Raw genomic sequence first — 24759 nt, forward strand, 5'->3', positions numbered from 1 at the left:
ATACTCACAAAAAACTGCTCATTTTTTTCAGGTAAAATTGGGCAGTTTTGTCTTATTTTGCAAATATTTTATTTTTCACATTTCCTTTAAAATCGTGTAGAACTAACTTATAGCCAAGTATTGACCTAAACGCCCAAGCTTTGTGTAGATAAAGTCAATCTATACAGAATCTATATCTTTCGCCATTGCGATAGAAATCTAAAAACGCTTAAATGAGCCCATTGTATTGCTTATTTTAAAATAAAGGACTTTGTATGAATCGTCGTGTTGTGATTACGGGTATGGGAATCAACTCATGTATCGGAAACACCTTAGCAGATGTGACCCATTCTTTACAAAATGGAATTTCAGGCACACGTCATAATCCGACTTATGAAGAACTCAATTTTAAAAGCCATGTCAGTGCTGCTGCTGAACAAGATTTTGATGGGATTGACCGTAAACTAAAACGTTTCATGGGTGTATGTGCCATGTATGCCTACAATGCTGCGGTGGCTGCGGTTGAACATGCGGGTTTAACCCCAGAACAACTAGGCGGCAATCCTCGTTACGGTATCGCAGGCGGTTCAGGCGGAAACTCAACTGCTTCTGTGGCTGAAATGGTTAAGCTGCTTGAAGAAAAAGGCGCACGTAAAATCGGTCCTTTTTTTGTGCCACGTAACATGTCAAACACCATCACGGCAAATGTCGGTGTAGCATTTAAATTACAAGGTGTAGCACACTCGATTACCAGTGCTTGTGCAACTTCTGCGGATGCAATCGGTTATGCATACAACCTGATTCAACTTGGTAAACAAGATTTAATGCTTGCAGGTGGTGGTGAAGAAGATCATTGGTCACAAAGTTTATTGTTCGATGCAATGGGGGCGCTTTGTTCTAAATACAACGACACACCTGAAACTGCTTCACGTCCATACTCTGCGGATCGTGATGGTTTCGTGATCGCAGGTGGTGGTGGTTTTGTGGTACTTGAGTCCCTTGAACATGCGCAAGCACGTGGTGCTAACATCCTTGCAGAAGTTGTGGCATATGCTGCCAATTCTGACGGTGCGGATATGGTTGCACCATCAGGTGAAGGTGCAACACGTTGTATCTTGATGGCACTAGATGAAGCAAAACAGCATGGCGTAGACAAAGTTGACTATGTTAATACGCATGGTACATCGACACCAGCAGGTGACGTAACTGAACTTAAAGCGATGGAGCGTGCATTTGGTGAAGGTCTAGTGCCACCCCTTAGCTCAACCAAGTCAATGACAGGTCATAGCTTAGGTGCTGCAGGTGTACAAGAAGCGATTTATTCTATTCTCATGATGCAAAATGACTTTATTGCACCAAACATTAATGTGACAGAATTAGATGAAGGTGCAAAAGGTTATGACATCGTACTTGAAAAACGTGACGCAAAACTGAATACTGTAATGAGTAACAGTTTCGGTTTTGGCGGTGTTAATGCTTGCCTCATTTTCAAAAAATGGGAAGGCTAATTTGAAATTGGTTGACCTATTACAACAGTAGGTCAACCACTTCCGCACTGCCCTTTATACAAGGGTAATTTGATGGATGCTCCTTCTGACGCTTTCCTCTGGGTAAAAGCATTTCATATTATTGCAGTGGTCTGTTGGTTTGCTGCATTGTTTTATCTCCCACGCCTCTATGTCTACCATGCGATGAGCGATGATGCGGTAAGTCATCAACGCTTTGAAGTGATGGAACGCAAATTATATCGTGGCATCATGTGGCCCTCGATGATTATCACGTTGATTACCGCCCATTTTTTGGTGGATTGGGGAGATGCAACCCGTCATTATCACGAAGCACTTTGGTTCTATCTTAAAGTGGGTTTAGTCGGCTTATTGGTCATTTACCACTTGGTTTGTGGCTATTATCGTAAGAAACTGATTGAAAATGCACATTATAAATCGCATAAATTTTGGCGATTTTTTAATGAAATGCCAACGGTTATTTTACTGGCTGTTGTGATTTTAGTGGTAGTTAAACCTACATTTTAATTCATGGAAAATCTAAACCAATTCTTTTTAGAATTGGTTTTCTAAAGATTATCACAGTGCCTTTAATTTCTGAGTAATTAAAATAATCTGAGTTCGAAGTAGAATTTCACCCAAAATTTGATAAGACTCTGGCATGATTTTCTCTTATCTCTATAAAATTATAAAAATATTCCATCGAACTCACATTAAAATAACGTCTTACTGAAACTGAGTAAAAAGCTCTTTAAAAGCATGTGGTTGACAGCGTAAATATTGCGGTGCAATTTCAACTTTCTCACCTAAAGCTGCCGCTGCATGCCAAGGCCAACGTGGATCATATAAAATTGCACGTGCCAGCCCAATCGCATCTGCTTGATGATTGTGCAAAATATCTTCCGCCTGTTGAGGTTCAGTGATTAAACCTACTGCAATCACAGGAATATTCACATGCTTTTTAATTTGATTTGCAAAAGGAACTTGATAGTTTGCACCCAGTTTAATTTTTTGTTGAGCATGTAAACCACCTGAAGAGGCATGAATATAGACTGCGCCTAATTGTTCCAAAGCTTTAGAAATTCCTACACTAGACTCTATGTTCCAACCGCCCTCTTCATCCATCCAATCACTGGCTGAAATACGCACCCCAATCGGATAATCCTCTGGAACAACTGCTTTAATTGCGCTAAACACTTCTAAGCTCAGACGGATGCGATTCTCAAAACCTCCCCCATACTCATCAGTCCGTAGATTTGATAAGGGTGACATAAATTGATGCAACAAATAACCATGTGCTGCATGGATTTCAATCAAGTCAAAGCCAGCATCTACTGCACGTTTGGCTGCTGTTGCAAAGTCTGCAATCACCTGTTGAATTTCATCTATGGTCAGCGCATGCGGTAGAATATCCCCTTGGTTAAATGCAATCTCACTGGCTGAAACTGTTTGCCATCCCAAAGCATGATCTTGTGCAATCTGCCCTTTACCTAACCACGGCTTATCTGTAGAGGCTTTACGCCCTGCGTGTGCCAATTGCACACCAAAAGGCATGGGTGAAATAGTTTTTACTTTTTGCAAAATTGCTTTGAGTTGCGCACGTTGTAAGTCATTCCATAAACCTATATCTGCATAACTAATACGCCCTTGAGCCTGTACCGCAGTTGCCTCAACAATACATAAGCCTGCACCCGACAAAGCATAATTCGCCCATTGCTGTTCATGCCAATAGCTGACTTCACCCTGTTCATTTGCTGAGTATTGACACATAGGTGCGATCACAATTTTATTCTTCAGTTTGAGTGTGCCAAATTGAATCGGTTGAAATAATAACGACATGCAAAACTCCCTTATAAATTTGCTATGGCAAGCGACCCTTTAATTTAACCCGTATAAGTTAAAAAATAACTGCCTATTTCCATCATTTACACTCACTCAACCAATATAGGGTTTATCAAATAAATTATCTACTGAGGTATATATTTTGAATTTTTAGTTAATATTTAACATATAAAAAGCTTGATCAACTCTTCAGATCAAACATTTCATTTAAAGTAAAATGGTAACTGAGATGTTAAGCTTCCTTGAAAAACCAAACTTGACTACAATATTGATTTGGTCACTCTCCTGATTGTCTGAATATTTATGCCTGAATTACCTGAAGTTGAAACGACGAAAGTCAGCCTATTTCCTTTGCTAAATCAAAAAGTGAAATCTGTGCATATACGAGAATCTCGTTTACGTTGGGCAATTCCTGATGATATTTCAAAATTAGTCGGGCAAACGCTACTTCAGCTAGATCGCCGTTCTAAATATATTTTGGCAACCTTTGAACAAGACAGCATGCTTTGGCATTTGGGTATGTCTGGTAGTTTTCGGCTGTGTGAGGCAGAGGAAGAACTACGCAAGCATGATCACCTGATTATTGACTTTGAAGATATTCAACTGCGTTATCATGATCCTAGACGATTTGGTTGTATTTTATGGTTAGATGAGCATTCTCAAACCAAACTGATTGATACGCTTGGACCTGAGCCTTTAAGTGAAGATTTTAATGCGCAATATTTAGCAGAGAAATTAAAAAGTAAAAATGTTGGAATTAAAGTCGCAATCATGGACAACCATGTTGTGGTGGGCGTAGGGAATATTTATGCGACCGAAAGTTTATTTCATCTTGGCATTCATCCAGCCCAGCCAGCATCAAGTTTAAGCTCATTACAAATTCAGCAACTCGTTATTGAAATTAAACGTATTTTAAAACAAGCGATTGATTTAGGTGGTTCTACCTTACGTGACTATAGCAATGCGATGGGGGAAAATGGTTATTTTCAACAAACACTTTTAGCTTATGGTCGTGCAGGTGAAATGTGCGTAAATTGTGAAACAACCTTAGAAAATATAAAACTAGGACAACGTGCAAGTGTGTTTTGTCCACAATGCCAACCTTTAAAGAAAGTAAAAACTGTAAAGAAAATTTCGACAGGTAAAACCCAATGAAAACTGCAATTGTTCGACATATTTTGGTGAAAGATAAAGACCTAGCCCAACAGTTAAAACAAAAAATATTGGATGGTGCTGACTTTACTAAAATCGCAAAACAACATTCTACTTGTAACTCTGCCAAACGTGGTGGAGAACTTGGTGAAGTGAAAAAAGGGGATTTGGTTGCTCCCATCGACAAAGCCGTTTTTAGTTTGGCTGAACGTGAATTACATGGACCAATCAAAAGCCAATTTGGTTTTCATTTACTCGAAATAAAATTCCGCATGGACTTTTAAAATTAAACTGAAAATAAATTAAGGACTTTGTTCTATGCTTTTATAGTTTTGAATAAAGTCTGCATATTCATTGATGTAATCTCTAAACATTTCTGCACGTGTAGCAAAGTAAAAGATCTCATTGCCATGTCTAACAATATTTTCAGGTGTTTTACCATTACAAAAACCATGATTTGAAAAAACTGCTGATTTTAATGTGGTGAAATGTTGAATCGCTTGTGCTTCATCATCGAATCCAAAAACTAACATGGTAAAATCTGGGAAATAATTTTTCTTTTCACCAATACCCACTTTACTTTTAGCATTATAAACTCGTAGTCCTTCGCCTTTCACTTGGATCACTTTATTCAGATCACAATCATTTTCTGACCAAGTTTTACCACTTTCATTTTCAAATAACTCAAACTGATTTTTTAATAACTCGGTCTGCAAGGCATTCATCAGTATTTCATTTTCATCAATATTGTTAGCTTCTATCGTTTCATAGCTTGTATCTTGATTAGGAATGTCTTTAAAAGTAAGTCCTTGATAGCTGCTGTCATTGTCAGCATTTGCCAGTTGATTTTTTTCTTGTTCTATTTTATTGGTTCCAGGTTCAGCACATGCAACCAAACTCAATATAAATATGCTTAAAATGAGTCGTTTGCGCATGATCTCATTTCCCTCGTAAATAACCAATTGCATAGTACACACAAAAAACGGTACCTGAAAGTACCGTTTAATTTTTCAATAATTTTTTTCTAAACTTATTGACGCTTTTTCAATTCATCACGAATTTCACGTAACAATTCAATATCTTCTGGTGTTGCAGCAGGTGCTGCCTCTACAGGTTTACGGATACGGTTCAAGAATTTAACCAACAAGAAAACCACCCAAGCCAAGATCAAGAAGTTTAAGAAGATTGTAATAAAATTACCATATGTTAAAACATTAACACCTGCTTTTGTAAGTTCATCTAAAGATGTTAAGTTGTTTGGATTGTCTCCCAGTACAAAAAACTTCTGTGTGAAATCAACACCGCCACCTGTAATGACCGTGATTAATGGCATAATGATATCTTTTACCAATGAATCAATGATTTTACCAAAAGCACCACCGATGATCACACCGATTGCCATGTCCATCATATTGCCTTTTACAGCAAACTCTTTAAATTCTTGAATAATACTCATGTGATCGCTCCAACATAGGAATTTTTATGGCTGTATTTTAATGTGATGTTTATTACATTAGTTATTTAAAATACAATTCCACCTAATTTACTTGGTTTTTTGAAAATCCCAAATATCTGTTTACATTTTATAAAAAAAACCGCAACTTTGACAAATTGCGGCTTTGCTTCGAAAGAATGAAATTTCTAAAAATTACATACCACGTGCAGCACGTTTACGCTCATTTTCAGTTAAGTATTTTTTACGAATACGTACTGATTTAGGAGTTACTTCAACCAATTCATCATCTTCAATAAACTCTAAAGCTTGTTCAAGCGTAAATTTGATTGCAGGTGTTAAGGTTAATGCTTCATCTGTACCCGATGCACGCATATTCGTTAACTGTTTTGCTTTGGTTGGATTCACAGTCATGTCATCTGAACGAGAGTTCATACCCACGATCATCCCTTCATATACTTCCAATTGTGGTTCAGCAAATAGACGACCACGATCTTGGAGTGTGAACAATGCAAATGCTAAACAAGTACCATTAACCATTGAGATCAACACACCATTTTGACGTTTCGCTACTTGACCTGCTTTCGCTGGACCATAGTGAGAGAAACTTGAAGTCATGATCCCTGTACCTGAAGTAATGGTCATGAATTCAGAACGGAAACCAATCAAACCACGTGAAGGAACTGTTGCTTCAATACGGATACGACCTTTACCGTCAACTTCCATATTGGTGAGTTCACCTTTACGGTTCCCCATTTGTTCCATGATTGGACCTTGATGTTGTTCATCAACGTCAAATGTTACGTTTTCGTATGGCTCTTGCATTTCACCATCGATTTCTTTCATGATCACTTGCGGACGAGATACACCCATCTCAAAACCTTCACGGCGCATGTTTTCGATCAATACAGAAAGATGAAGCTCACCACGACCAGACACTTTAAATTTATCTGGACTATCAGTATCTTCAACACGTAATGCAACGTTATGGATCAACTCACGATCTAAACGCTCACGGATGTTACGTGAAGTCACAAATTTACCTTCACGACCCGCAAATGGAGAGTTGTTGACTTGGAATGTCATTGATACTGTAGGTTCATCGACAGACAATGCAGGTAAAGCTTCAACATTTTTCGGATCACAAATTGTGTCAGAAATGTTTAACTCGTCCATCCCAGTAATACATACGATATCACCTGCAGACGCCGAATCAACATCGACACGTTCTAAACCATGATAACCCATGATTTTTAAGATACGACCATTACGTGTCTTACCTTCTTTATCGATCACAGTCACTGGCGTATTGGTTTTCACTGAACCACGTTGGATACGACCAACACCGATAACACCTACGAAGCTGTTATAGTCAAGTGAAGAAATTTGCATTTGGAATGGACCATCAACATCAACTGCTGGTGGCTCAACGATATCTACAATTGTTTGGAACAATGGTGTCATATCTTCAGCAAGTTCTTCTGGAGATGGACCCGCCACACCACGAAGACCAGAAGCATATACCACTGGGAAGTCTAATTGTTCATCAGTACCGCCAAGGTTGTCGAACAAATCAAATACTTGATCGATCACCCAATCTGGACGTGCACTTGGTTTATCTACTTTGTTAATGATCACGATTGGTTTCAAACCACGTGCGAACGCTTTTTGCGTTACGAAACGTGTTTGTGGCATTGGACCTTCTTGAGAGTCAACCAAAAGAAGTACACAGTCAACCATTGACATTACACGTTCAACTTCACCACCGAAGTCTGCGTGTCCTGGGGTGTCCACGATGTTAATGCGGTATTCAGTATCTGTACGTTTGTCTAACCATTTAATTGCAGTATTTTTTGCAAGAATGGTAATACCACGTTCACTTTCAATAGCGCCAGAATCCATGACACGTTCAATCTCGCCCGCACGTTCACCGAGCGCACCTGATTGTTGTAAAAGTTTATCAACTAAAGTTGTCTTCCCGTGGTCGACGTGAGCAATAATAGCAATATTGCGGAGAGTTTTAATATCTGACATGTAAATTCGATACGCCTAAAGTTTGAGGGCAAATTATACAGAAAAATCTTAACTTTTAGTAGTGACAGTTTATGGACAGTTACAAGTTTTTTTCACAATAGCCCGCTTTTTATTTTGTAAACGAGTGTAAAGAGATTAGAATAGCAGCATCTTGCCGTTGTTCTCCCAATCTCCATGTCCGATATAAATACCACCAAAGCCCCACAAGCAGGTCAAATTGATCTTGTTTATGGCTTAAATGATCGCCCAAAACCACTCATTGCTTTTTTTGCCGCCTTGCAACATTTGCTTGCCATTATTGTCCCAATTGTGACCCCAGGTTTACTCATTTGTTTGGCACTTGGTGTTTCTACACACGATACCAACATGATTTTATCTATGTCTTTGGTGATTTCGGGCATTGCAACCTTTTTACAATGTAAAAAAATTGGTCCCTTTGGTGCAGGTTTACTGATTGTTCAAGGTACAAGTTTTAACTTTATTGGTCCCATTATTGGAATTGGTTCTGCCATGGTTGCAGCGGGCACACCTGTAGAAGCCGTAATGGCATCTATTTTTGGTGTAGTGATTGCAGGTTCATTTATTGAAATGGGCGTGTCACGCATTTTACCTTGGGTGAAAAAACTGATTACACCATTGGTCACAGGTATTGTCGTTCTCCTCATTGGTTTGACTTTAATCAAAGAAGGTCTGATCAGTATGGGGGGAGGCTATCAAGCTATGGAAAATAAAACCTTTGCCAGTGCCGATAACTTAATTATGTCGTGCACTGTATTGGCCATTATTATTTTACTGAATCGCTTTAAAATCGTGTGGGTAAAAAGCTCAGCGATTTTAATTGCATTGGTAATGGGTTATGCACTTGCAGGCTATATGGGTTATTTAAATTTTTCAGGTTTAAAAGATGCACCTTTGGTTCAAATTCCAACACCAATGCACTTTGGTTTGAGTTTTTCTTGGAGTTTATTTATTCCAATGGCATTTATTTACCTTGTAACTTCTCTAGAAGCGATTGGTGATGTCACAGCAACCTCAAAAATTTCCAATCAACCTGTCGATGGTCCTGTGTGGATGGAGCGTATTAAAGGTGGTGTATTGGTGAATGGTGCAAACTCATTCCTTGCAGGTATTTTCAATACCTTTCCAAGCTCAGTCTTTGCTCAAAATAATGGCGTGATTCAACTGACTGGTGTTGCAAGCCGTTATGTCGGCATTTGGATTGCGATCATGCTGATCATTTTGGGTTTATTCCCTGCAGTTGCAGGTGTCATTCAAGCAGTTCCACAAGCGGTTCTCGGGGGGGCTGTCATGGTCATGTTTGGTGCGGTTGCTGCTTCAGGGATCAACATTTTGTCTGGTGTGACACTTGATCGCCGAGCTTTATTGATTATTGCGATTTCTTTAGCACTGGGTTTAGGGGTTGCACAAGTTCCCCAGATCTTAGAGCATCTTCCTGAATTACCACGTAATATTTTTAGCTCAGGTGTTGCAACAGGCGGACTTGCTGCTTTAATTTTAAATTTAGTCTTACCAGAAACTAAAAAGTAATTCAGTCTTTCTTTATAATGCCCAGCCGAGTCTGGGCATTTGGTTTGTTAGTGCTTCTTTTTTGAATGAAAACATACCTTTTTAATTTTTTATGATGGATGGTGAATATGGAGCCAAGCAGTGAAGTTGTCATTCGACAGCATGACTATCTCTCTGGACGTGTATTATTGGTGAATGCGCCAACGGATGACCTACTTTCAAATTTAGCTCATGACATCGAAGCCAGCATTTGGACATGGAATTTTAATGAATTTCAATATTTCCAAAAACTAAATGCTCAGGTTCATTTTGGAACAGATGTACCCAAACAAGATTTTGATCAAGCCATTGTATTTGTGCCAAAGTCAAAAGAATTGCTCAATTATATTTTGCACAATTTAGTCAGTCGTCTTGCGATAGGCTCAACCATCTTCCTCGTCGGTGAGAAAAAAGGGGGGGTAGAACGTGCGGCAAAACAACTACAACCTTTTGGAAATGCCATCAAATTAGACAGTGCCCGACATTGTCAAATGTGGCAACTCACAACCGACAAAACCATTAAAGTCAAAGCATTAGCAGAATGGGTACAAAATTATTCTGTGGCTACGCCAGCGGGTGAACTCAGTATTTGTGCCCTTCCTGGTGTTTTTAGCCAAAATCGCTTAGATGTTGGTACAGCAGTATTGTTGCCATATTTATCACAAGTCACTTCAGGAAAAATCGCTGATTTCGGTTGTGGTGCAGGTGTGATCAGTGCCTATTTATCCAAAATAAATCCTAAAAATCGTGTTTTTGCTTTAGATGTTGATGCTTTTGCTTTAGCATCCACCCAAATGACGTTTGAAAAAAATAATCTCCCTTTAGAACAACTTGAAATTAAAGCGGTTACGGGAATTGAGGATGCACCCTTATTTTTGCACGCCATCGTCAGTAATCCACCATTTCATCAAGGTATTCAGACCGATTACAATGCCAGTGAAACACTGTGTAAAACTGCAAGACGACATTTAAAATCAGGTGGCGAATTATGGATTGTGGCAAACCGCTTTCTAAATTACCCATTACTTATTGAACAAAGTTTTGGTCAATGTACGACCAAAGCAGATCAACAAGGTTTTAAAGTGTTGTTTGCCAACACTCAAAAAAACCTTAAGGAAGCATGATGAGCGGAACAGATCATCCACAACTCAAGCGTAAGCTCGGCGCTCGACATTTAAATATGATCGCCATAGGCGGTTCGATTGGCACAGGTTTATTTCTAGCATCGGGTCAAACCATTGCAACAGCGGGTCCAGGCGGTGCATTACTTGCCTATGCCTTGATTGGTGTCATGATTTATTTCTTGATGACTAGTCTGGGTGAGCTTGCAACACACAACCCAACTTCAGGCGCATTTTTTACCTATGGGAATAAATATGTCGAGGAAGGTTTTGGTTTTGCACTGGGTTGGAACTATTGGTACAACTGGGCAATTACGGTTGCATTTGAATTGGTTGCTGTACAATTCATCATGAAATTTTGGTTTCCTGATATCCCCGGGGTGTGGTGGAGTGCAATCTTCCTTGCAATCATCTTCTGTATCAATGCCTTAACAGTCAAAGGCTTTGGTGAGAGTGAATTTTTATTTTCGCTGGTTAAAGTGATTGCGATTATTTTCTTCATTGCGATTGGTTTATTCATGATTGGTAAAATCATGCTTGATCCCACTCAGTCTGTCACAAAAAACTGGACGATTGGTGAAGCGCCTTTTGTTGGAGGTTTTCAAGCACTGGTCGGTGTAGCCATGATTGCTGGATTCTCTTTCCAAGGTACTGAAATGGTCGGGGTTGCTGCAGGGGAATCCAAAGATCCGAAAAAGACCATTCCGATTGCTATTAAACAGATTTTTTGGCGTATTTTACTGTTCTATATCTTGTGTATTTTCATTATTGGAACATTGGTTGCATATACCGATCCAAGTCTACAACTTGCCGCTGAAGGCGATGGTAATATTACTCTTTCGCCATTTACCCTACTCTATGAAAAAGCAGGCTTAGCCTTCGCAGCAGGCTTGATGAATGCTGTGATTTTAACTGCAATTTTATCTGCAGGAAACTCAGGCATGTACTCGTCAACACGTATGTTATTCGACATGGCACGCCAAGGTCGTGCGCCTAAATGGTTTGCCAAATTAGATATGCGTGGCGTGCCGATGAATGCCCTTTATGCTACTACGTTTATTGCAGCTTTCTGCTTCTTAACGACTTTTATTGGTGAAAATCAAGTCTTTACTTGGTTGCTAAATATGTCAGGGATGTGTGGCTTTATTGTTTGGTTAGGGATTGCGATTTCACATTATCGTTTCCGCAAAGGTTATTTAGCCCAAGGTTATAAGCTTGAAGATTTAGCGTATACTGCAAAATTCTTCCCATTCGCACCGTGGTTCGCTTTTATCTTGTGTACGATTGTCGTGCTCGGACAAAACTATCAAGCTGTTCTTGAGGGTGATTGGTTGGGTGTTTTATCAACCTATATCAGTATTCCATTATTCTTGGCAATTTGGCTTGGTTATAAATGGAAACACAAAACTAAACTCATTCCTTATGAAAAAATGGATGTAAAACCCATGGATGAAGATAAAGCCTAATCTAAGATAGTCCACACAAGTTAAGCTCTATTTCGATAGGGCTTTTTTATTGCAGAATAAATATTTAAATTCAATATACTCATTAATAATCAATATCTTAAAATTTGTTAAATTCTAAACTTATTTAAAAATTAAAAAATAAATCATTAATTCATCTTGACAGATGCTTTTTATTGCTTAAAATGACGCCAAATTCGATCCATCTTTTCCAAAAAGATTTTATAGGAGGACATCAACATGCTGACATTGGAAAATAACACAAACTAATACAGCAAGATGTCACTCACGGACACTTGCTCACCAAAGTGTCCGAATGCCAAGATTCTTAACCTAGCATTCGCTAGGTTTTTTATGTCTAAAAATATAAGGCAAAAGAATATTCGGACAAATATAAAATTGCTTAGAGAAATTCAAATGGGCATACAAAAAATTTTGAACGCCAAAGCAGAGTATGGCGTTCCTGTAAAAATCTACACCAATGATGTCGATGAAGAAAGCATGACACAATTGCGAAAAATGGCGCAATTACAGTTTATTCACTCCCATATTGCAGTGATGCCAGATGTGCATTTAGGTAAAGGTGCAACAGTAGGCAGTGTCATTCCGACTAAAAATGCTATTATTCCTGCGGCAGTCGGTGTAGATATTGGTTGTGGCATGAACGCAATGCGATTAAGTTTAAAAGCAGAGCAATTACCTGATAATTTAAGTGCATTACGTAACGCGATTGAACGAAAAGTCCCAGTCGGTTTTGAAATGCATAAGCAAATCAAAGCTAAAGCTTCGACTCTCGCACCATTGGACAAACGCTTAAAACTGATCACCGATAAGCATCCTGCACTGAAACGCATGTTACGTCATTTTGATTCAACATGGCAAAAACAAATTGGCACGTTGGGTGGTGGGAATCATTTTATCGAACTTTGTTTAGATGAAAATGATGATGTTTGGGTCATGTTGCATTCTGGGAGTCGAGGGCTAGGAAATGTGATTGGCACCTACTTTATCGAACGTGCCAAAAAAGAAGCGCAAAATCGATTCGGGCATGTACCTGATAAAGATTTGTCATACTTTGCTGAAGGTTCAAACAGTTTTGAGGATTATTTTGAAGCTGTAGAATGGGCACAAGAATATGCTTATGAGAATCGCCGTGAAATGATGCGCCTTATTTTAGAAGCAATTCGTCCACTTTTACCAAGCTTTCAAATGACCAAAGAAGCCATCAATTGTCATCATAATTATGTGCAGAAAGAACTACATTTTGGTGAAGAAGTCTTTGTGACACGTAAAGGTGCAATTCGTGCAGGTACTGATGAATACGGTATTATTCCAGGTTCAATGGGTGCGAAATCATTCATTGTCAAAGGTAAAGGCAACCCAGATTCATTTTGCTCATGTTCGCATGGCGCAGGTCGTCGTATGAGCCGCAGTAAAGCCAAAAATCTGTTTAGTCAGCAAGACTTAATTGCGCAAACACAAGGAATCGAATGCCGTAAAGATAAAGGTGTAGTGGATGAAATTCCGAGTGCCTATAAAGATATCGATGAAGTAATGGCTAATCAAACTGACTTAATTGAGGTCGTTCACACCCTCAAACAAGTCATGTGCGTTAAAGGTTAAAGCTAAAATACAATATCCAACTTCTCGCGTCTTAAGGTACGGTATATAAGTGCGATTAAACACTTGCATAACGTCTTAAGTTTCCTCTTTGAGATAAGAGTTCAGTAAATCAACTTACTGAATTCTTTCTTTTTAAAGTTTTAGTGGTCTTTGAAATAAATTTAATAAAAATTGCTTTTTATAATGACTTAATATGTGAGTGCTACTCTTAGGTTAAATAATAGGATTATTAGCATTAGTAAAATATCTTAGCTATCTTGTGGCTGTATTGATTCTTATAACAAAAATACAGTACAGAGTTTTGTACGACTTTAAAAGATATTCATTATTTTTCAACACAATATAAGTTATGCCAACATAAAAGAAAAATTTATTTTTTAGGCTGAGTATTACTTTTAATATGCTTTTAACTCAGTTGTTCAACTGTATGATAACAATGAATTACAATCGCTTGCTGACAAATACCCTCCGCTCGACGTTGTCGCTCAAAAACTTGTCGTGACATCGGTTCTAAGCTATCAAAAAAGCAAATTTCATCTTCTTCAATACTATACACCAACGAATGATTTCCCACGCCTTCCAAATCATCATAGAAAACTATGACCAATGCTTGATTATTTTCTATTTCATGCTGAATTGCTGGATAACTTAAAGCAGGTAAAATAGGAATTGCTAACTGCCCTGTTTCAAAATACGCATCTTGCTCTTTAAGATGCTGATTCAAATCAATATCTGTATAAAAAGTAAGATCAAAGCCTAACTTATACAATGCGACAGCTAGACCAATCGTAAAGGTACCTTCTTCAGCATCATGTTTAGATAATTCAATCAATTGAGCAGGTGAAATATCCAAACCATATTGGCGAATTACACACCATAAAGCAAATACCCCACAGTTTAATGGTAAATTTAAAATTTCATCAGGCATACTCATAGCTAACCTTCACTTACCTTTCAACCCAGAAGTTTATTATCCTTAAATAACTTACATAAAAAAACGACTCCGAAGAGTCGTTTTTATCACTCAGTGACTCAATATTATTGAGCTGGTTGAGCAAGAACAGTACGGCTACCAGTGATCGCAGCGAATACGCGACGGTTCATAGCACGACCTTCTTTAGTTTTGTTGTCAGCAATCGGTTGATCCCAAGCGAAACCTTGAGTAGACAAACGAGATGCATCAATGTTGAATTCGCTTACAAGAGCAGATTTAACAGAGTTAGCACGCGCTAAAGATAAACGTTCGTTTAATTGACGTGGACCGGTGTTATCTGTGTGACCTTCAATACGAGCAGTCGCATTCGGGAACTCATTTAACTTCTCAGCAACCTTAGCGATTTCTGGTTTGTATTGTGCTTTGATATTTGATTTGTTTGTATCAAAGAATACACGAAGTTCCATGTTAAGTGGCTCAGTAATCTCTTGTGGCGCTGGCGCTACAGGAGTAGGAGCAACTGGCTCAACTGGAGCAACTTCTACTACAGGTGCAGCAGGTTTCAAGTGACCACCAAGAACTACGTTAAGACCAGCAAGTGCTGTATATCTCCAGTACTTTTCATCGAAGTCATAAGTACCACGCGCTTCAGTACGTAGAGATAAAGCATCATTTAAACGCCAGAATATACCTGCACCTGCATTACCGATAGTATCTTCTTTATCCGCATAAATACCATCAAAATCAGTCTTAGTTTGACCAGCACCTAATAATACATAAGGTTTGATTTTGCTGTCATAGTTTTTAGTGATTAAGTCAGAAGTGGCATAGAAGTTACCAGCAACCGTACGTTGTTTATATTCAGCACCAGCTTTGCCAGTACCCTCTAAATCACCTTTAACTTGATTATATTCAGCTTCAAAACCTAACCAAGGTGTTAATTCAACACCAAGAGCAGCGCCAACGAATAAATCATCTTGTAATTCTGCATGGGTAGTTAGCTTGTCATTATTGTGCTCGCTATCTTGCCACGTATAACCAACCAATAATGGGGTTACAGTTACACCAGCGTTAGCAGCAGCTAATGGTACAGCAACAAGCATAGCAAGTGCGATACGACTCAATTTCATGGATATCCTCCAGAGATAACAATTGTTGTTCAAACTCAGCCTAAAATTTCTTTGGCTTCCTGAGATAAGCTTTATATATACCCCAGTATTATTTTTAAGCTACTCACGTTGAATCATACAAACACTTGAGATTTTTTCCAAGTGCTTGATAACTTTAATCAAGCTTATTATTGACAAAATTACTTACAATTTCCGTTGTAATTCGGTAAATTTTTACTCGATTATCTTTGTGAATACCTTACTCTTTGCAATATCTTTATTTTAACAGCAAAACAATACGATAGTAATACATATTTTACAAACTTGTCTGTTACTGTGTAAATAAATAGAAAAGTATTTAAATTCATCAACATAAAAATTTTAAAGTTGAATTAAACATGTATTTATATTGTAAACAATACGGTTTAACCTTGGTTGAACTTGTCATTTGTGTTTGTGTTATCGGCATTCTTGCCAGTATATCAACTCCATATTATCTTCATATACTGCAAGAGCGAGAACGAAAAAATATTTTCCCTTTACTTGATCAGCATATAAAATTTGCAAAAAATAGTGCTATTTTACATCATAGTACGATTATTATTTGCTCAACCTCTGATCTTCAATCTTGTCAAGATGATCAATGGAATAGGAGTATTCTTATTTTCATAGACAAAAATAATAATAAACAACGTGATAGTAATGAGCCCATATTACAAGAAACAAAAACGCAGTTTAAGTATGGCTCTTTAAAATGGGCTGGCAGTATTACTCATCAAAAATTATTAGCTTTTCGAGCTGATACTGGTTTACCTAGGGGATCATCAGGTAGCTTTTATTATTGTAGTTTAGATGATTCAAGCCTGCATTTACGCTTTAAAATGGGACAGATGGCACATCTAAGACAAGAATCGACAGCAACATGCTAAAAATTGAAGGATGAAATTGATCTCTAGAGTCCACAATTCTATCAATAAGTCACTTTATTCTTATATCTTTTTTCATATACTGCATAAGACGCGGTTTATTTAACATAAAATAATGTGGAGATTAGAACAATGATAGACATCGTAATTGTCAATGGTGCCCGTACTGCAATGGGTGGATTCCAAGGCAGCTTGGCAAGTGTAACTGCACCTGAGCTTGGTGCAACTGTAATCAAGGAAGCTGTGGCGCGTGCTGGTTTACAACCTACCGATGTTGAAGAAGTAATTATGGGCTGTGTTCTACCGGCTGGTTTAAAGCAAGGTCCTGCACGCCAAGCAATGCGTCAAGCAGGGCTTCCTGATACAACAGGTGCCGTGACTATTAATAAGCTTTGCGGTTCTGGAATGAAAGCAGTGATGCAAGCTGCTGATGCAATTAAAGCAGGTTCTGCCAATGTGATTGTTGCAGGTGGTATGGAGTCTATGAGCAATGCACCTTATTTACTGCCAAAAGCACGTGGCGGCTTCCGCATGGGGCATGGCGAAATCAAAGATCATATGTTCTTTGATGGTTTAGAGGATGCTGAAACAGGTCGTCTCATGGGATCATTTGCACAAGACATGGCAAATACCAAAGGCTATACCCGTGAACAAATGGATGAGTTTGCAATTCGCTCATTAAAACGTGCGCAAAATGCGATTAATGAAGGTTTTTTTGTAGATGAAATTGTCCCTGTCACTGTTTCAGGTCGCAAAGGCGATGTGATTATTGATAAAGATGAACAACCTTTTAATGCCAATATTGAAAAAATTCCAAGCTTACGTCCAGCTTTCGCTAAAGATGGCACGATTACGGCTGCCAATGCAAGTTCAATTTCTGATGGTGCATCTGCGTTAGTGTTAACGTCTGCTGAATATGCGTCTGCAAAAGGCTTAAAACCTTTAGCAAAAATTGTCGCTTATGCTTCAAACTCGCAACATCCTTCTGAATTCACTATTGCTCCTGTGGGTGCTATTCAAAAAGTCTTGAATAAAGCAGGCTGGGATGTTCAAGATGTTGATTTATGGGAAATCAATGAGGCATTTGCAATGGTGACCATGTGTCCAATTGATGAGTTCAAGCTAGACGCTGAAAAAGTCAATATTAATGGGGGAGCTTGTGCATTGGGTCATCCTGTTGGCTCTACAGGTTCACGTATTATTTTAACGTTAATACATGCTCTTAAGCGTACAGGTGGTAAAAAAGGTATTGCTGCTCTGTGCATCGGTGGTGGCGAAGCAACGGCTGTTGCAGTCGAAATTTTATAATTTTCAGTTTATAAAACTGAATGCGAAAATCTATTAAGGTTGCTTGATGCTAGTCCGTATAAAAATTGGCTAGCATTAGCTCTTCAGATGAACTTTTTTATTACTCAGTTTTGAAAAGTCAGAAAACTAATGTGAGATAATTTCAATCTGTGGAAATGCAAAGCCTTTACATGAATATTCTGAACGCCATGCAATCGTGAGCATACAATGTGGCAAACGATAACTCTGATAAGCAAATACGCCAATCAACGAATGAGCACAAATTCCGCCATTTTCAAACGGATGCGCATGGGTATTTAATTCATTCAAATTCAAACGAATGCCCAAACCTGATGCTTTTAACACAGCTTCTTTACTTGTCCAGACCTTGAACCAGTATTCAGGATCACAGTCCAAATCTTGCCAAGTTTGGTATTCTTGTGGATGAAAAGCATGTTTTGCCAAAGCCTCAAAACGAACTTTGCGCTCTAAATCTTCAATATCTACACCAATATCTTGCATGTGCTTTGAAATTGCCAAAGCATAATGATTTTGGCTATGTGAATGGTTAAAGGCTATATTTTCAAAATGGTTAAGATAAGGTTTACCAAATTCGGTTTTAAGAATATCTTGGTCTAAAATATTATGCTGTAAAAATGCAGAGAGGTACTGATTACGCTGCTGATAAATTTGATTTTTTTTATAATAATTAAAGTCTGGTAATTTTTCAAAGTTTGCTTGTGTTAAATGAATAAACTGAGCCAATGCTTGAACATGGATATGGATCTTTGTATTTTTCATTGGCTCAATCATTTTTGCACTTCTAAATAGAATTTAACTTAGAGTTTTGCAATATCACCTTTTAGTGTAACACCAGCCACTGCTGTACCTTTGGCACAATCATAGGTTGTGGTGCTACGTGTTTCATTTGATTTATAGAAGCTGGTAATATTGGTCACTGCATTCGCTCCACGAGATTTTGCAGTATTTTGAAATTGAATCAATGCTGAGCGTAATACATGATCACAAGCATTTTCTGCAGACTTTCCAAAACCATTGGTCTTTTTATTGGTGACCAAACCTTTTTGTAAAATCTGACCACCTGATTTTGTCCCTGCTAAATAAAACTTTACAGAACCATCCAAAACGCCATCGGCAACAGCGCGGTCAACAGCTTCTTTAAAATTAAATTGATGCATAGAATCTGCAGCTTGTACAGAAGCCATCCCGCTTAGCCCCAAAGTGAAAGCGATACAAATATTTTTAATAGACATATGATTACCCTTGTTTGTGATCTATTTTTTTGAAAATAATGGAAGTATTAATACCTCCAAAAGCGAAATTATTACTCATCAATATTTCGGCATTTATTGTTCGAGCTTGCCCCACAATATAATCTAAATCTCCACAAAGTGAATCAATATTTTCTAAATTTAATGTAGGAATAAATCGTTGTCTTTGCATCATTTCTAGACTAAGCCACGCTTCAATTGCACCACACGCACCCAATGTATGTCCAAAATAACTTTTCAATGAACTGATCGGTTTACGTCCTAAAATACGTGCAGTAGCTTGTGTTTCAGCAATATCACCTTGATCCGTAGAAGTACCGTGAGCACTGACATAATCCACCTGTTCAGCAGAAATTTGTGCATCTTTGAGCGCCAACTGCATACAACGCCCCATCATTTCTGAATCGGGTCGTGTTACATGCTGACCATCGGTATTGCTTCCATAACCGATAATTTCAGCATAAATTTTAGCACCCCGTGCTTTAGCATGTTCATATTCTTCTAAAATTAGACAACCAGCTCCTTCTCCTATCACTAAACCATCTCGATTTTGATCAAATGGACGTGGTGATTTTTCAGGATGCTCATTCATACTACTGGTTGCCAGCAAAACATCAAAAACAGCACAACCTGCTGCACTGAGTTCTTCTGCTCCACCTGCAAGCATAACGGTTTGTTTGCCATATTTGATGGCTTCATAAGCTTGACCAATCGCCATTGAACCAGAAGTACAAGCACTTGAAGTCGGTAAAGTCAGTCCCTTTAAACCGAAATATACCGTCATATTGACTGCACTGGTATGTGACATCATTCGAATATAAGTCGTTGCATTCATTTTGTTCATGTTGTTTTCATTTAACATAGAACCAAACTCAGCAACCGCTTCCACACTTCCAGCAGAAGAACCAAATGCCACACCCGTTTCGCCATTTTGCAGAATTGGATCATTTAATAAGTCAGCATCAATCAATGCTTTCTCAGCACTGATTACAGACATTAAAGCGACACGCCCCATACCACGAGTGACTTTACGATTAAAGTGCTTAGGTATGTCAAAATGCTCGACTGGACCCGCTATTTTACAGCGTAAGTCCGCAAAAACCTCCCAGTCTGGCATATAACGAATACCACTTTTTGCTGCATCAAATTGTACAAAAATCGCATCAGCGGTTTCACCCAATGAGGTAATCCCCGCCATACCAGTGACAACAACACGTTTCATCAGATCAAGCCCCCATTCACTGAAATGACTTGGCGTGTGATATAACTAGCATCATCACTACATAAGAATTTTACGACTTTGGCAACTTCATCTACTTGTCCCATACGTTGCATGGGGATCATTTTCAAAGCATGCGCTTGAACTTCTTCACTGACCATTTCTGTTTCAATCAGACCAGGGGCTACACAATTCACGGTAATTTTACGTTTTGCCAATTCTAATGCCAATGCTTTCGTTGCACCCATCAATCCAGCTTTAGCTGCACTATAATTCACTTGCCCACGATTACCCATTACGCCTGAAACAGAAGACATGGTCACAACACGCCCACCTTTTTTCAAACGAATCATCGGCATGATGACTGGTTTTAAGACATTATAAAAACCGTCAAGAGAAGTCGAAATTACCTCGTCCCAATCATTGTCGCTCAATGCAGGAAAAGCTGCATCATGGGTTAAACCAGCATTGAGTACTACGCCATAAAATGCACCATGTTCAGCAATGTCTTGTTCTAATAATTGTTGAACTTGAGTGCGCTCAGTCACATCAAATAACAAGGCATGACTATTACGCCCCATTGCTTGAATTTCAGCAACTACTTGCTCTGCTTCAGCTTTTCGGGAACGTGCATGCACGGTGACATCAAAGCCTGCTTGTGCGAGTTGTAATGCAATGGCTTTTCCAATACCTCGGCTTGACCCCGTTACTAAAATTCGTCTTGTCACACACATATCCTAATCTTTTAAATTTTACTGTTGTTATTCAGGTTCATATACACTCAATATAGCGCTGATTGTATAACCTTGATAATAAATCTCACAGGCAAATTGTCCCAATCCTTCATGCAAATATTGGCGTTCTGCTCGGACTGTCACGATCTTGTCCATTTCAAAAAATGACACAGGTAAATGTAATTTTCGTGTGCCTAAAAGAAATCCTATTTTGGGTGCTTGCCCTAACGCTTGACCTTGTGAACCCGCATAAGCACTGATGGTTTGTGCCATTAACTCAATACTTGACCATGTTGGCAAACCTTGTGCTTCACAAAACATGAGTTCAGGGCGAATGCTTAACTGTGCCACAGCATAATTTTCCCCGATCTCAACCAGATCATCAATAAACACCATCGGTTTTTGATGGGGAATAAAATCTATTGCATTTACACTGGGTAATATATTCATGCTAATTGTGTTCCAAAGATTAAGCTAATATTACTCCCCCCAAAAGCAAAAGAGTTTGACATGACATAGCTGATTTTATGAGGTAATTTTGCATTTTCTACAAAGTTTTGCTCATCCATCTCAACATCGAAAATAGTATGTTGATGCAACGGCAACCATGTTTGATCTTTTAATACCTGTGTACAAATCATCGCTTCGATTGCCCCTGCTGCACCTAAGCAATGTCCCGTTTTATGTTTGGTACTGCTGAGTGGCACCAAATAATCTTGAAATACGTGCTGCACCGCTTTAATTTCCATTGCATCATTTTGTGCTGTGGCTGTGCCATGCAAATTTAAATAGCCAATCTCTTGTGCTTGAAGATTTGCCATTTCTAATGCTGCTTGCATGGCTTTGGCTGCGCCAAGCCCCTCAGGATGCGGCGCTGAAATATGCCATGCATCCATCGACTCACCTGCTGACATCAACATCACAGGTGCTGTTTCTTTACTCAACAGAAATAAAGCAGCTGCCTCACCAATATTAATACCATCTCGGTGTTGCCCACACGGCTGACAAATACTATTCGATAAACTTTCTAAGCTATTAAAACCATTTAAGGTGAGTTTACACAAGGTATCCACACCGCCCACCAAAACCGCATCGGCAAGTCCTGCATTGATCAGACGTTGTCCTGCAGCTAAGGCTTTGGCACTTGAGGAACATGCTGTCGAAATGGTATATGCAACACCGTCCCAAGCCAAATACTGTTGTAAAGCTTTGGCTAAACTGTCCATCTCTTGTTTTTTTTGCACTACTTGAGCACTTTGATTACCTTGAAAATGACGTTGCAACTCAGCTTCATTGTCTGCAATTCCTGACGTTGAAGTTCCAATAATGATCGCTAAACGTTTAGGATCAAATTGGGCGGTATATGAACGTAGCTCAGCCTCGATACCTTGTAAAGCAGTTAAAGCAAAACGTAAGTTTCGGGTTTCAATCGACTTTAAATCTTCTGGCACAGATTCAATTAAAGCCACTGGACATGCACCCACCCACACTTTTTTATCCAAAATAAAGTCTGGTCTTAAACTCAATGTATTATCCGTTTGGGTCAATGCTTGTTGCATCTGTAGCGCCCCCGCCCCTAAAGCAGACAAGCCAACACTAAGTTGAATTCCCACAGCAGGATATTTAGCATCTATCTGTTCAGGCATCCGGATTTTACTCATTATTTTCTAAAGTATTGGCTACTTCGCTAAACACCATTTGATAAGGCACTTGCACATTCTCCACCTCAATCTGTGCAGTTGTATGGCGAATATTTAATACTTTTTGTTGATTAATTTCAATTTCCTGAACCAAGCCATTGTTGGTATCAAGTTTATTTACTTGAACATTTTTAGGAGGATGTTCAATAAAACGTGGATAAGTTGCAAATAAAACATCACGGACGACAAATTCAAAAGGTAACAACCGCATTGCATCGATACGTTGTTCAACAGTGACTTTTTGACCATCGAAATGTAATTTGAACAACTGCTGCCCCGTTAAGCTCAAAGCCAAAAAGTCCAAGTCTTGACCTGTCTGTTGTTGATATAGTAAAAAGCTAAAACTATGTTCTTTCCACTGTACTTCAACTTGATCTTGACGTTGATAATGCTGCGCAGTCCATTGCGTAGTGGCTAAACCTTGGGCTTTAGGCAAAAACTGCTGACAAGCACTTAATGGTATGATCATTAACAAAGTTAAAGCACACTTCTTCCATGTATTCGGCATTATTCCATCCCAACCATAGCCACGGGTGACTGCCCTTCTCGACAGTACTCCGCCAACGTAATTAAACGCTGTTTGGCATTTTTATGAATTGGATTTTTATCATCCCATGCATAACCCGCGAGCAAAGAGGCAATCATACGACGAATTTTATCATTCTGATTTTTTGAAAATACCACGTCCTGAAACTCACCGTCATACCACGCTTCTACATAAGCACGAAACACTTGAATCCCTTTACGTAATGGCTTTTCATATTCTTGCATCCAATCTACCTGTCCCCCTTGGAGGGTACGCTCCACTAAAGGTACAGCTAAACTTGAAGATTTTAAGGCAATGGTTACACCCGAAGAAAATACAGGATCTAAAAACTCACCTGCATTACCGAGTAATGCATAGTTTTGTGCAGCTAAATGTTTAACATCAGCAGAGTACCCGACCAAAGTCCTTACTGGGGTATCAAACTTTTTGTTGCGTAGCACATGCGACAAAGCTGGATCATCAGCTAGGATACGTGCAAATGTCGCTTGCAAAGTTTCAGGACTAGTATCATTAAATTGATAAGCATCAAAGAAGTCTTGCTCTCCCACTATACCAAAGGATGCACGACCATCAGCAAAAGGAATCAACCAATACCATGCACGTGGATCTTTTTCATGTACCGTAATTAAAATCTTTTCACGATCAAAATCAGGATCATCCAAAATCCCATCTTCAATATGGGTAAAAATTGCACGACGCACAGGAAAATCTGATGGACTTTCAAGGTCTAAAAATTTGGGCAAAATGCGCCCAAAACCACTGGCATCTAATAAGAATTGAGCTTGAATTTGATACGTTTCAGCCTGTTCATTTTTAACTGTCAAAATAGGATGTTTAGATGCTACATCCACCGCCACAACTTCGTGCCCAAAACGAATTTCTGTACCAAACTGCTCCGCTTGCTGTGCCAATAAATGATCAAAATCCGCACGACGTACTTGCCATGTTGTGCCAGGTCCTTCACTAAACTTTTCAGTAAAGTCATAAAAACTACGTTGCTGCCCTTTTAAAAAAGCTGCACCATTTTTAAACTGAAAAGCACGTTCTTCAACATGATTTTTAATGGTATCTAATAGACCAGCTTCCTCTAAAAATACCATCGACTGTGGAAGTAAAGATTCCCCAATCGAAAAACGTGGAAAATATTGTTTCTCAATGATGGTAACCGCATAGCCTTTTTTTCTTAATAATGCGGCTGCTGAACTGCCTGAAGGTCCTGCCCCTATAATTAATACATCTGTATGTTGAATTGAATTCATCATTCTCCCCCAAT

General features: G+C 38.8%; 24 protein-coding genes. 10 read left to right on the forward strand and 14 right to left on the reverse strand.

Going from position 1 to position 24759, the window contains the following annotated elements:
* Positions 1 to 254 precede the first annotated feature (254 nt).
* Both DJ533_RS15335 and hemJ read left to right on the forward strand, forming a co-directional pair.
* Positions 255 to 1487 (forward strand): beta-ketoacyl synthase N-terminal-like domain-containing protein, encoded by a 1233-nt coding sequence (locus DJ533_RS15335; RefSeq protein WP_065994457.1) that lies wholly within the window; start codon positions 255 to 257, stop codon positions 1485 to 1487.
* Between the two features lie 72 nt (positions 1488 to 1559).
* Positions 1560 to 2012, forward strand: a complete 453-nt coding sequence (hemJ, locus tag DJ533_RS15340) for a protoporphyrinogen oxidase HemJ (protein WP_065994456.1) — start codon at positions 1560 to 1562, stop codon at positions 2010 to 2012.
* A 198-nt stretch (positions 2013 to 2210) separates the two neighbouring features.
* Here the strand turns inward: hemJ and DJ533_RS15345 are convergent, their stop codons facing one another.
* Entirely contained in the window at positions 2211 to 3323 is a 1113-nt protein-coding gene (locus tag DJ533_RS15345; protein WP_065994455.1) for an NADH:flavin oxidoreductase/NADH oxidase, read from the reverse strand.
* Positions 3324 to 3629: 306 nt separating this feature from the next.
* Between DJ533_RS15345 and mutM the strand changes: the two genes are divergently transcribed.
* Together mutM and DJ533_RS15355 are read left to right on the forward strand one after the other, a co-directional pair.
* Positions 3630 to 4481, forward strand: coding sequence for a bifunctional DNA-formamidopyrimidine glycosylase/DNA-(apurinic or apyrimidinic site) lyase (gene mutM, locus DJ533_RS15350; protein ID WP_065994454.1), 852 nt, complete (start codon positions 3630 to 3632; stop codon positions 4479 to 4481).
* Positions 4478 to 4762 carry a peptidylprolyl isomerase gene (locus DJ533_RS15355; RefSeq protein WP_065994453.1) on the forward strand — a complete coding sequence of 95 codons (285 nt, stop codon included), beginning with the start codon at positions 4478 to 4480 and terminating at the stop codon, positions 4760 to 4762. The genes mutM and DJ533_RS15355 overlap by 4 nt, the downstream gene beginning before the upstream one ends.
* Before the next feature lie 18 nt (positions 4763 to 4780).
* On the opposite strand, the gene DJ533_RS15360 is transcribed toward DJ533_RS15355, so the two are convergent.
* The 3 genes from DJ533_RS15360 to typA form a co-directional block, all read right to left on the reverse strand.
* Positions 4781 to 5413, reverse strand: a complete 633-nt coding sequence (locus DJ533_RS15360; RefSeq protein ID WP_065994470.1) for a putative periplasmic lipoprotein — start codon at positions 5411 to 5413, stop codon at positions 4781 to 4783.
* A 95-nt stretch (positions 5414 to 5508) separates the two neighbouring features.
* Positions 5509 to 5934: a large conductance mechanosensitive channel protein MscL gene (mscL, locus tag DJ533_RS15365; protein WP_065994452.1), complete on the reverse strand. Its 426-nt coding sequence runs from the start codon at positions 5932 to 5934 to the stop codon at positions 5509 to 5511.
* Between the two features lie 192 nt (positions 5935 to 6126).
* Entirely contained in the window at positions 6127 to 7965 is a 1839-nt protein-coding gene (gene typA / locus DJ533_RS15370) for a translational GTPase TypA (RefSeq protein WP_065994451.1), read from the reverse strand.
* Positions 7966 to 8139: 174 nt separating this feature from the next.
* Between typA and DJ533_RS15375 the strand changes: the two genes are divergently transcribed.
* The 4 genes from DJ533_RS15375 to DJ533_RS15390 all read left to right on the forward strand — a co-directional run bounded on the left by DJ533_RS15375 (position 8140) and on the right by DJ533_RS15390 (position 13738).
* Complete coding sequence (locus DJ533_RS15375) at positions 8140 to 9513, forward strand: uracil-xanthine permease family protein (RefSeq protein WP_065994450.1); 1374 nt, start codon at positions 8140 to 8142, stop codon at positions 9511 to 9513.
* Positions 9514 to 9620: 107 nt separating this feature from the next.
* The gene (locus DJ533_RS15380; protein ID WP_065994449.1) at positions 9621 to 10655 is read left to right on the forward strand and encodes a class I SAM-dependent methyltransferase; all 1035 of its coding nucleotides are present in this window, start codon (positions 9621 to 9623) and stop codon (positions 10653 to 10655) included.
* The gene (locus DJ533_RS15385; protein WP_065994448.1) at positions 10655 to 12118 is read left to right on the forward strand and encodes an amino acid permease; all 1464 of its coding nucleotides are present in this window, start codon (positions 10655 to 10657) and stop codon (positions 12116 to 12118) included. The genes DJ533_RS15380 and DJ533_RS15385 overlap by 1 nt, the downstream gene beginning before the upstream one ends.
* Positions 12119 to 12532: 414 nt before the next feature.
* Positions 12533 to 13738 (forward strand): RtcB family protein, encoded by a 1206-nt coding sequence (locus DJ533_RS15390; RefSeq protein WP_065994447.1) that lies wholly within the window; start codon positions 12533 to 12535, stop codon positions 13736 to 13738.
* A 406-nt stretch (positions 13739 to 14144) separates the two neighbouring features.
* On the opposite strand, the gene DJ533_RS15395 is transcribed toward DJ533_RS15390, so the two are convergent.
* Complete coding sequence (locus DJ533_RS15395) at positions 14145 to 14672, reverse strand: cysteine peptidase family C39 domain-containing protein (RefSeq protein WP_065994446.1); 528 nt, start codon at positions 14670 to 14672, stop codon at positions 14145 to 14147.
* Between the two features lie 104 nt (positions 14673 to 14776).
* Positions 14777 to 15802: an outer membrane protein Omp38 gene (omp38, locus tag DJ533_RS15400; RefSeq protein WP_065994445.1), complete on the reverse strand. Its 1026-nt coding sequence runs from the start codon at positions 15800 to 15802 to the stop codon at positions 14777 to 14779.
* 377 nt (positions 15803 to 16179) lie between these two features.
* On the opposite strand from omp38, the gene DJ533_RS15405 reads away from it, so the two are divergent.
* Together DJ533_RS15405 and DJ533_RS15410 are read left to right on the forward strand one after the other, a co-directional pair.
* Positions 16180 to 16710, forward strand: a complete 531-nt coding sequence (locus DJ533_RS15405; protein ID WP_065994444.1) for a GspH/FimT family pseudopilin — start codon at positions 16180 to 16182, stop codon at positions 16708 to 16710.
* A gap of 129 nt (positions 16711 to 16839) precedes the next feature.
* A complete protein-coding gene (locus DJ533_RS15410; protein WP_065994443.1) occupies positions 16840 to 18015 on the forward strand; it encodes a thiolase family protein in 1176 nt (391 codons plus the stop codon).
* 126 nt (positions 18016 to 18141) lie between these two features.
* Here the strand turns inward: DJ533_RS15410 and DJ533_RS15415 are convergent, their stop codons facing one another.
* Genes DJ533_RS15415 through DJ533_RS15450 form a run of 8 tightly spaced genes read right to left on the reverse strand, consistent with a single transcriptional unit; the run spans position 18142 to position 24745 of the window.
* Positions 18142 to 18795: a 4'-phosphopantetheinyl transferase family protein gene (locus DJ533_RS15415; protein WP_171488572.1), complete on the reverse strand. Its 654-nt coding sequence runs from the start codon at positions 18793 to 18795 to the stop codon at positions 18142 to 18144.
* 38 nt (positions 18796 to 18833) lie between these two features.
* On the reverse strand, positions 18834 to 19268 hold the full coding sequence (locus DJ533_RS15420; protein ID WP_065994441.1) for an excinuclease: 435 nt from the start codon (positions 19266 to 19268) through the stop codon (positions 18834 to 18836).
* A 4-nt stretch (positions 19269 to 19272) separates the two neighbouring features.
* Positions 19273 to 20508, reverse strand: coding sequence for a beta-ketoacyl-ACP synthase (locus tag DJ533_RS15425; protein ID WP_065994440.1), 1236 nt, complete (start codon positions 20506 to 20508; stop codon positions 19273 to 19275).
* Positions 20508 to 21233, reverse strand: a complete 726-nt coding sequence (locus DJ533_RS15430; RefSeq protein WP_065994439.1) for a 3-ketoacyl-ACP reductase FabG2 — start codon at positions 21231 to 21233, stop codon at positions 20508 to 20510. The genes DJ533_RS15425 and DJ533_RS15430 overlap by 1 nt, the downstream gene beginning before the upstream one ends.
* 33 nt (positions 21234 to 21266) lie before the next feature.
* Positions 21267 to 21689 (reverse strand): ApeP family dehydratase, encoded by a 423-nt coding sequence (locus DJ533_RS15435; protein WP_065994438.1) that lies wholly within the window; start codon positions 21687 to 21689, stop codon positions 21267 to 21269.
* Positions 21686 to 22885, reverse strand: a complete 1200-nt coding sequence (locus DJ533_RS15440; RefSeq protein WP_065994437.1) for a beta-ketoacyl-[acyl-carrier-protein] synthase family protein — start codon at positions 22883 to 22885, stop codon at positions 21686 to 21688. Before DJ533_RS15440 ends, DJ533_RS15435 begins: the two co-directional genes overlap by 4 nt.
* A 7-nt stretch (positions 22886 to 22892) precedes the next feature.
* A complete protein-coding gene (locus tag DJ533_RS15445) occupies positions 22893 to 23447 on the reverse strand; it encodes a DUF3261 domain-containing protein (RefSeq protein ID WP_065994436.1) in 555 nt (184 codons plus the stop codon).
* Positions 23447 to 24745 carry an NAD(P)/FAD-dependent oxidoreductase gene (locus tag DJ533_RS15450; RefSeq protein WP_065994435.1) on the reverse strand — a complete coding sequence of 433 codons (1299 nt, stop codon included), beginning with the start codon at positions 24743 to 24745 and terminating at the stop codon, positions 23447 to 23449. Before DJ533_RS15450 ends, DJ533_RS15445 begins: the two co-directional genes overlap by 1 nt.
* Positions 24746 to 24759 lie beyond the last annotated feature (14 nt).

This window comes from Acinetobacter defluvii (assembly GCF_001704615.3).
Lineage (GTDB): Bacteria > Pseudomonadota > Gammaproteobacteria > Pseudomonadales > Moraxellaceae > Acinetobacter > Acinetobacter defluvii.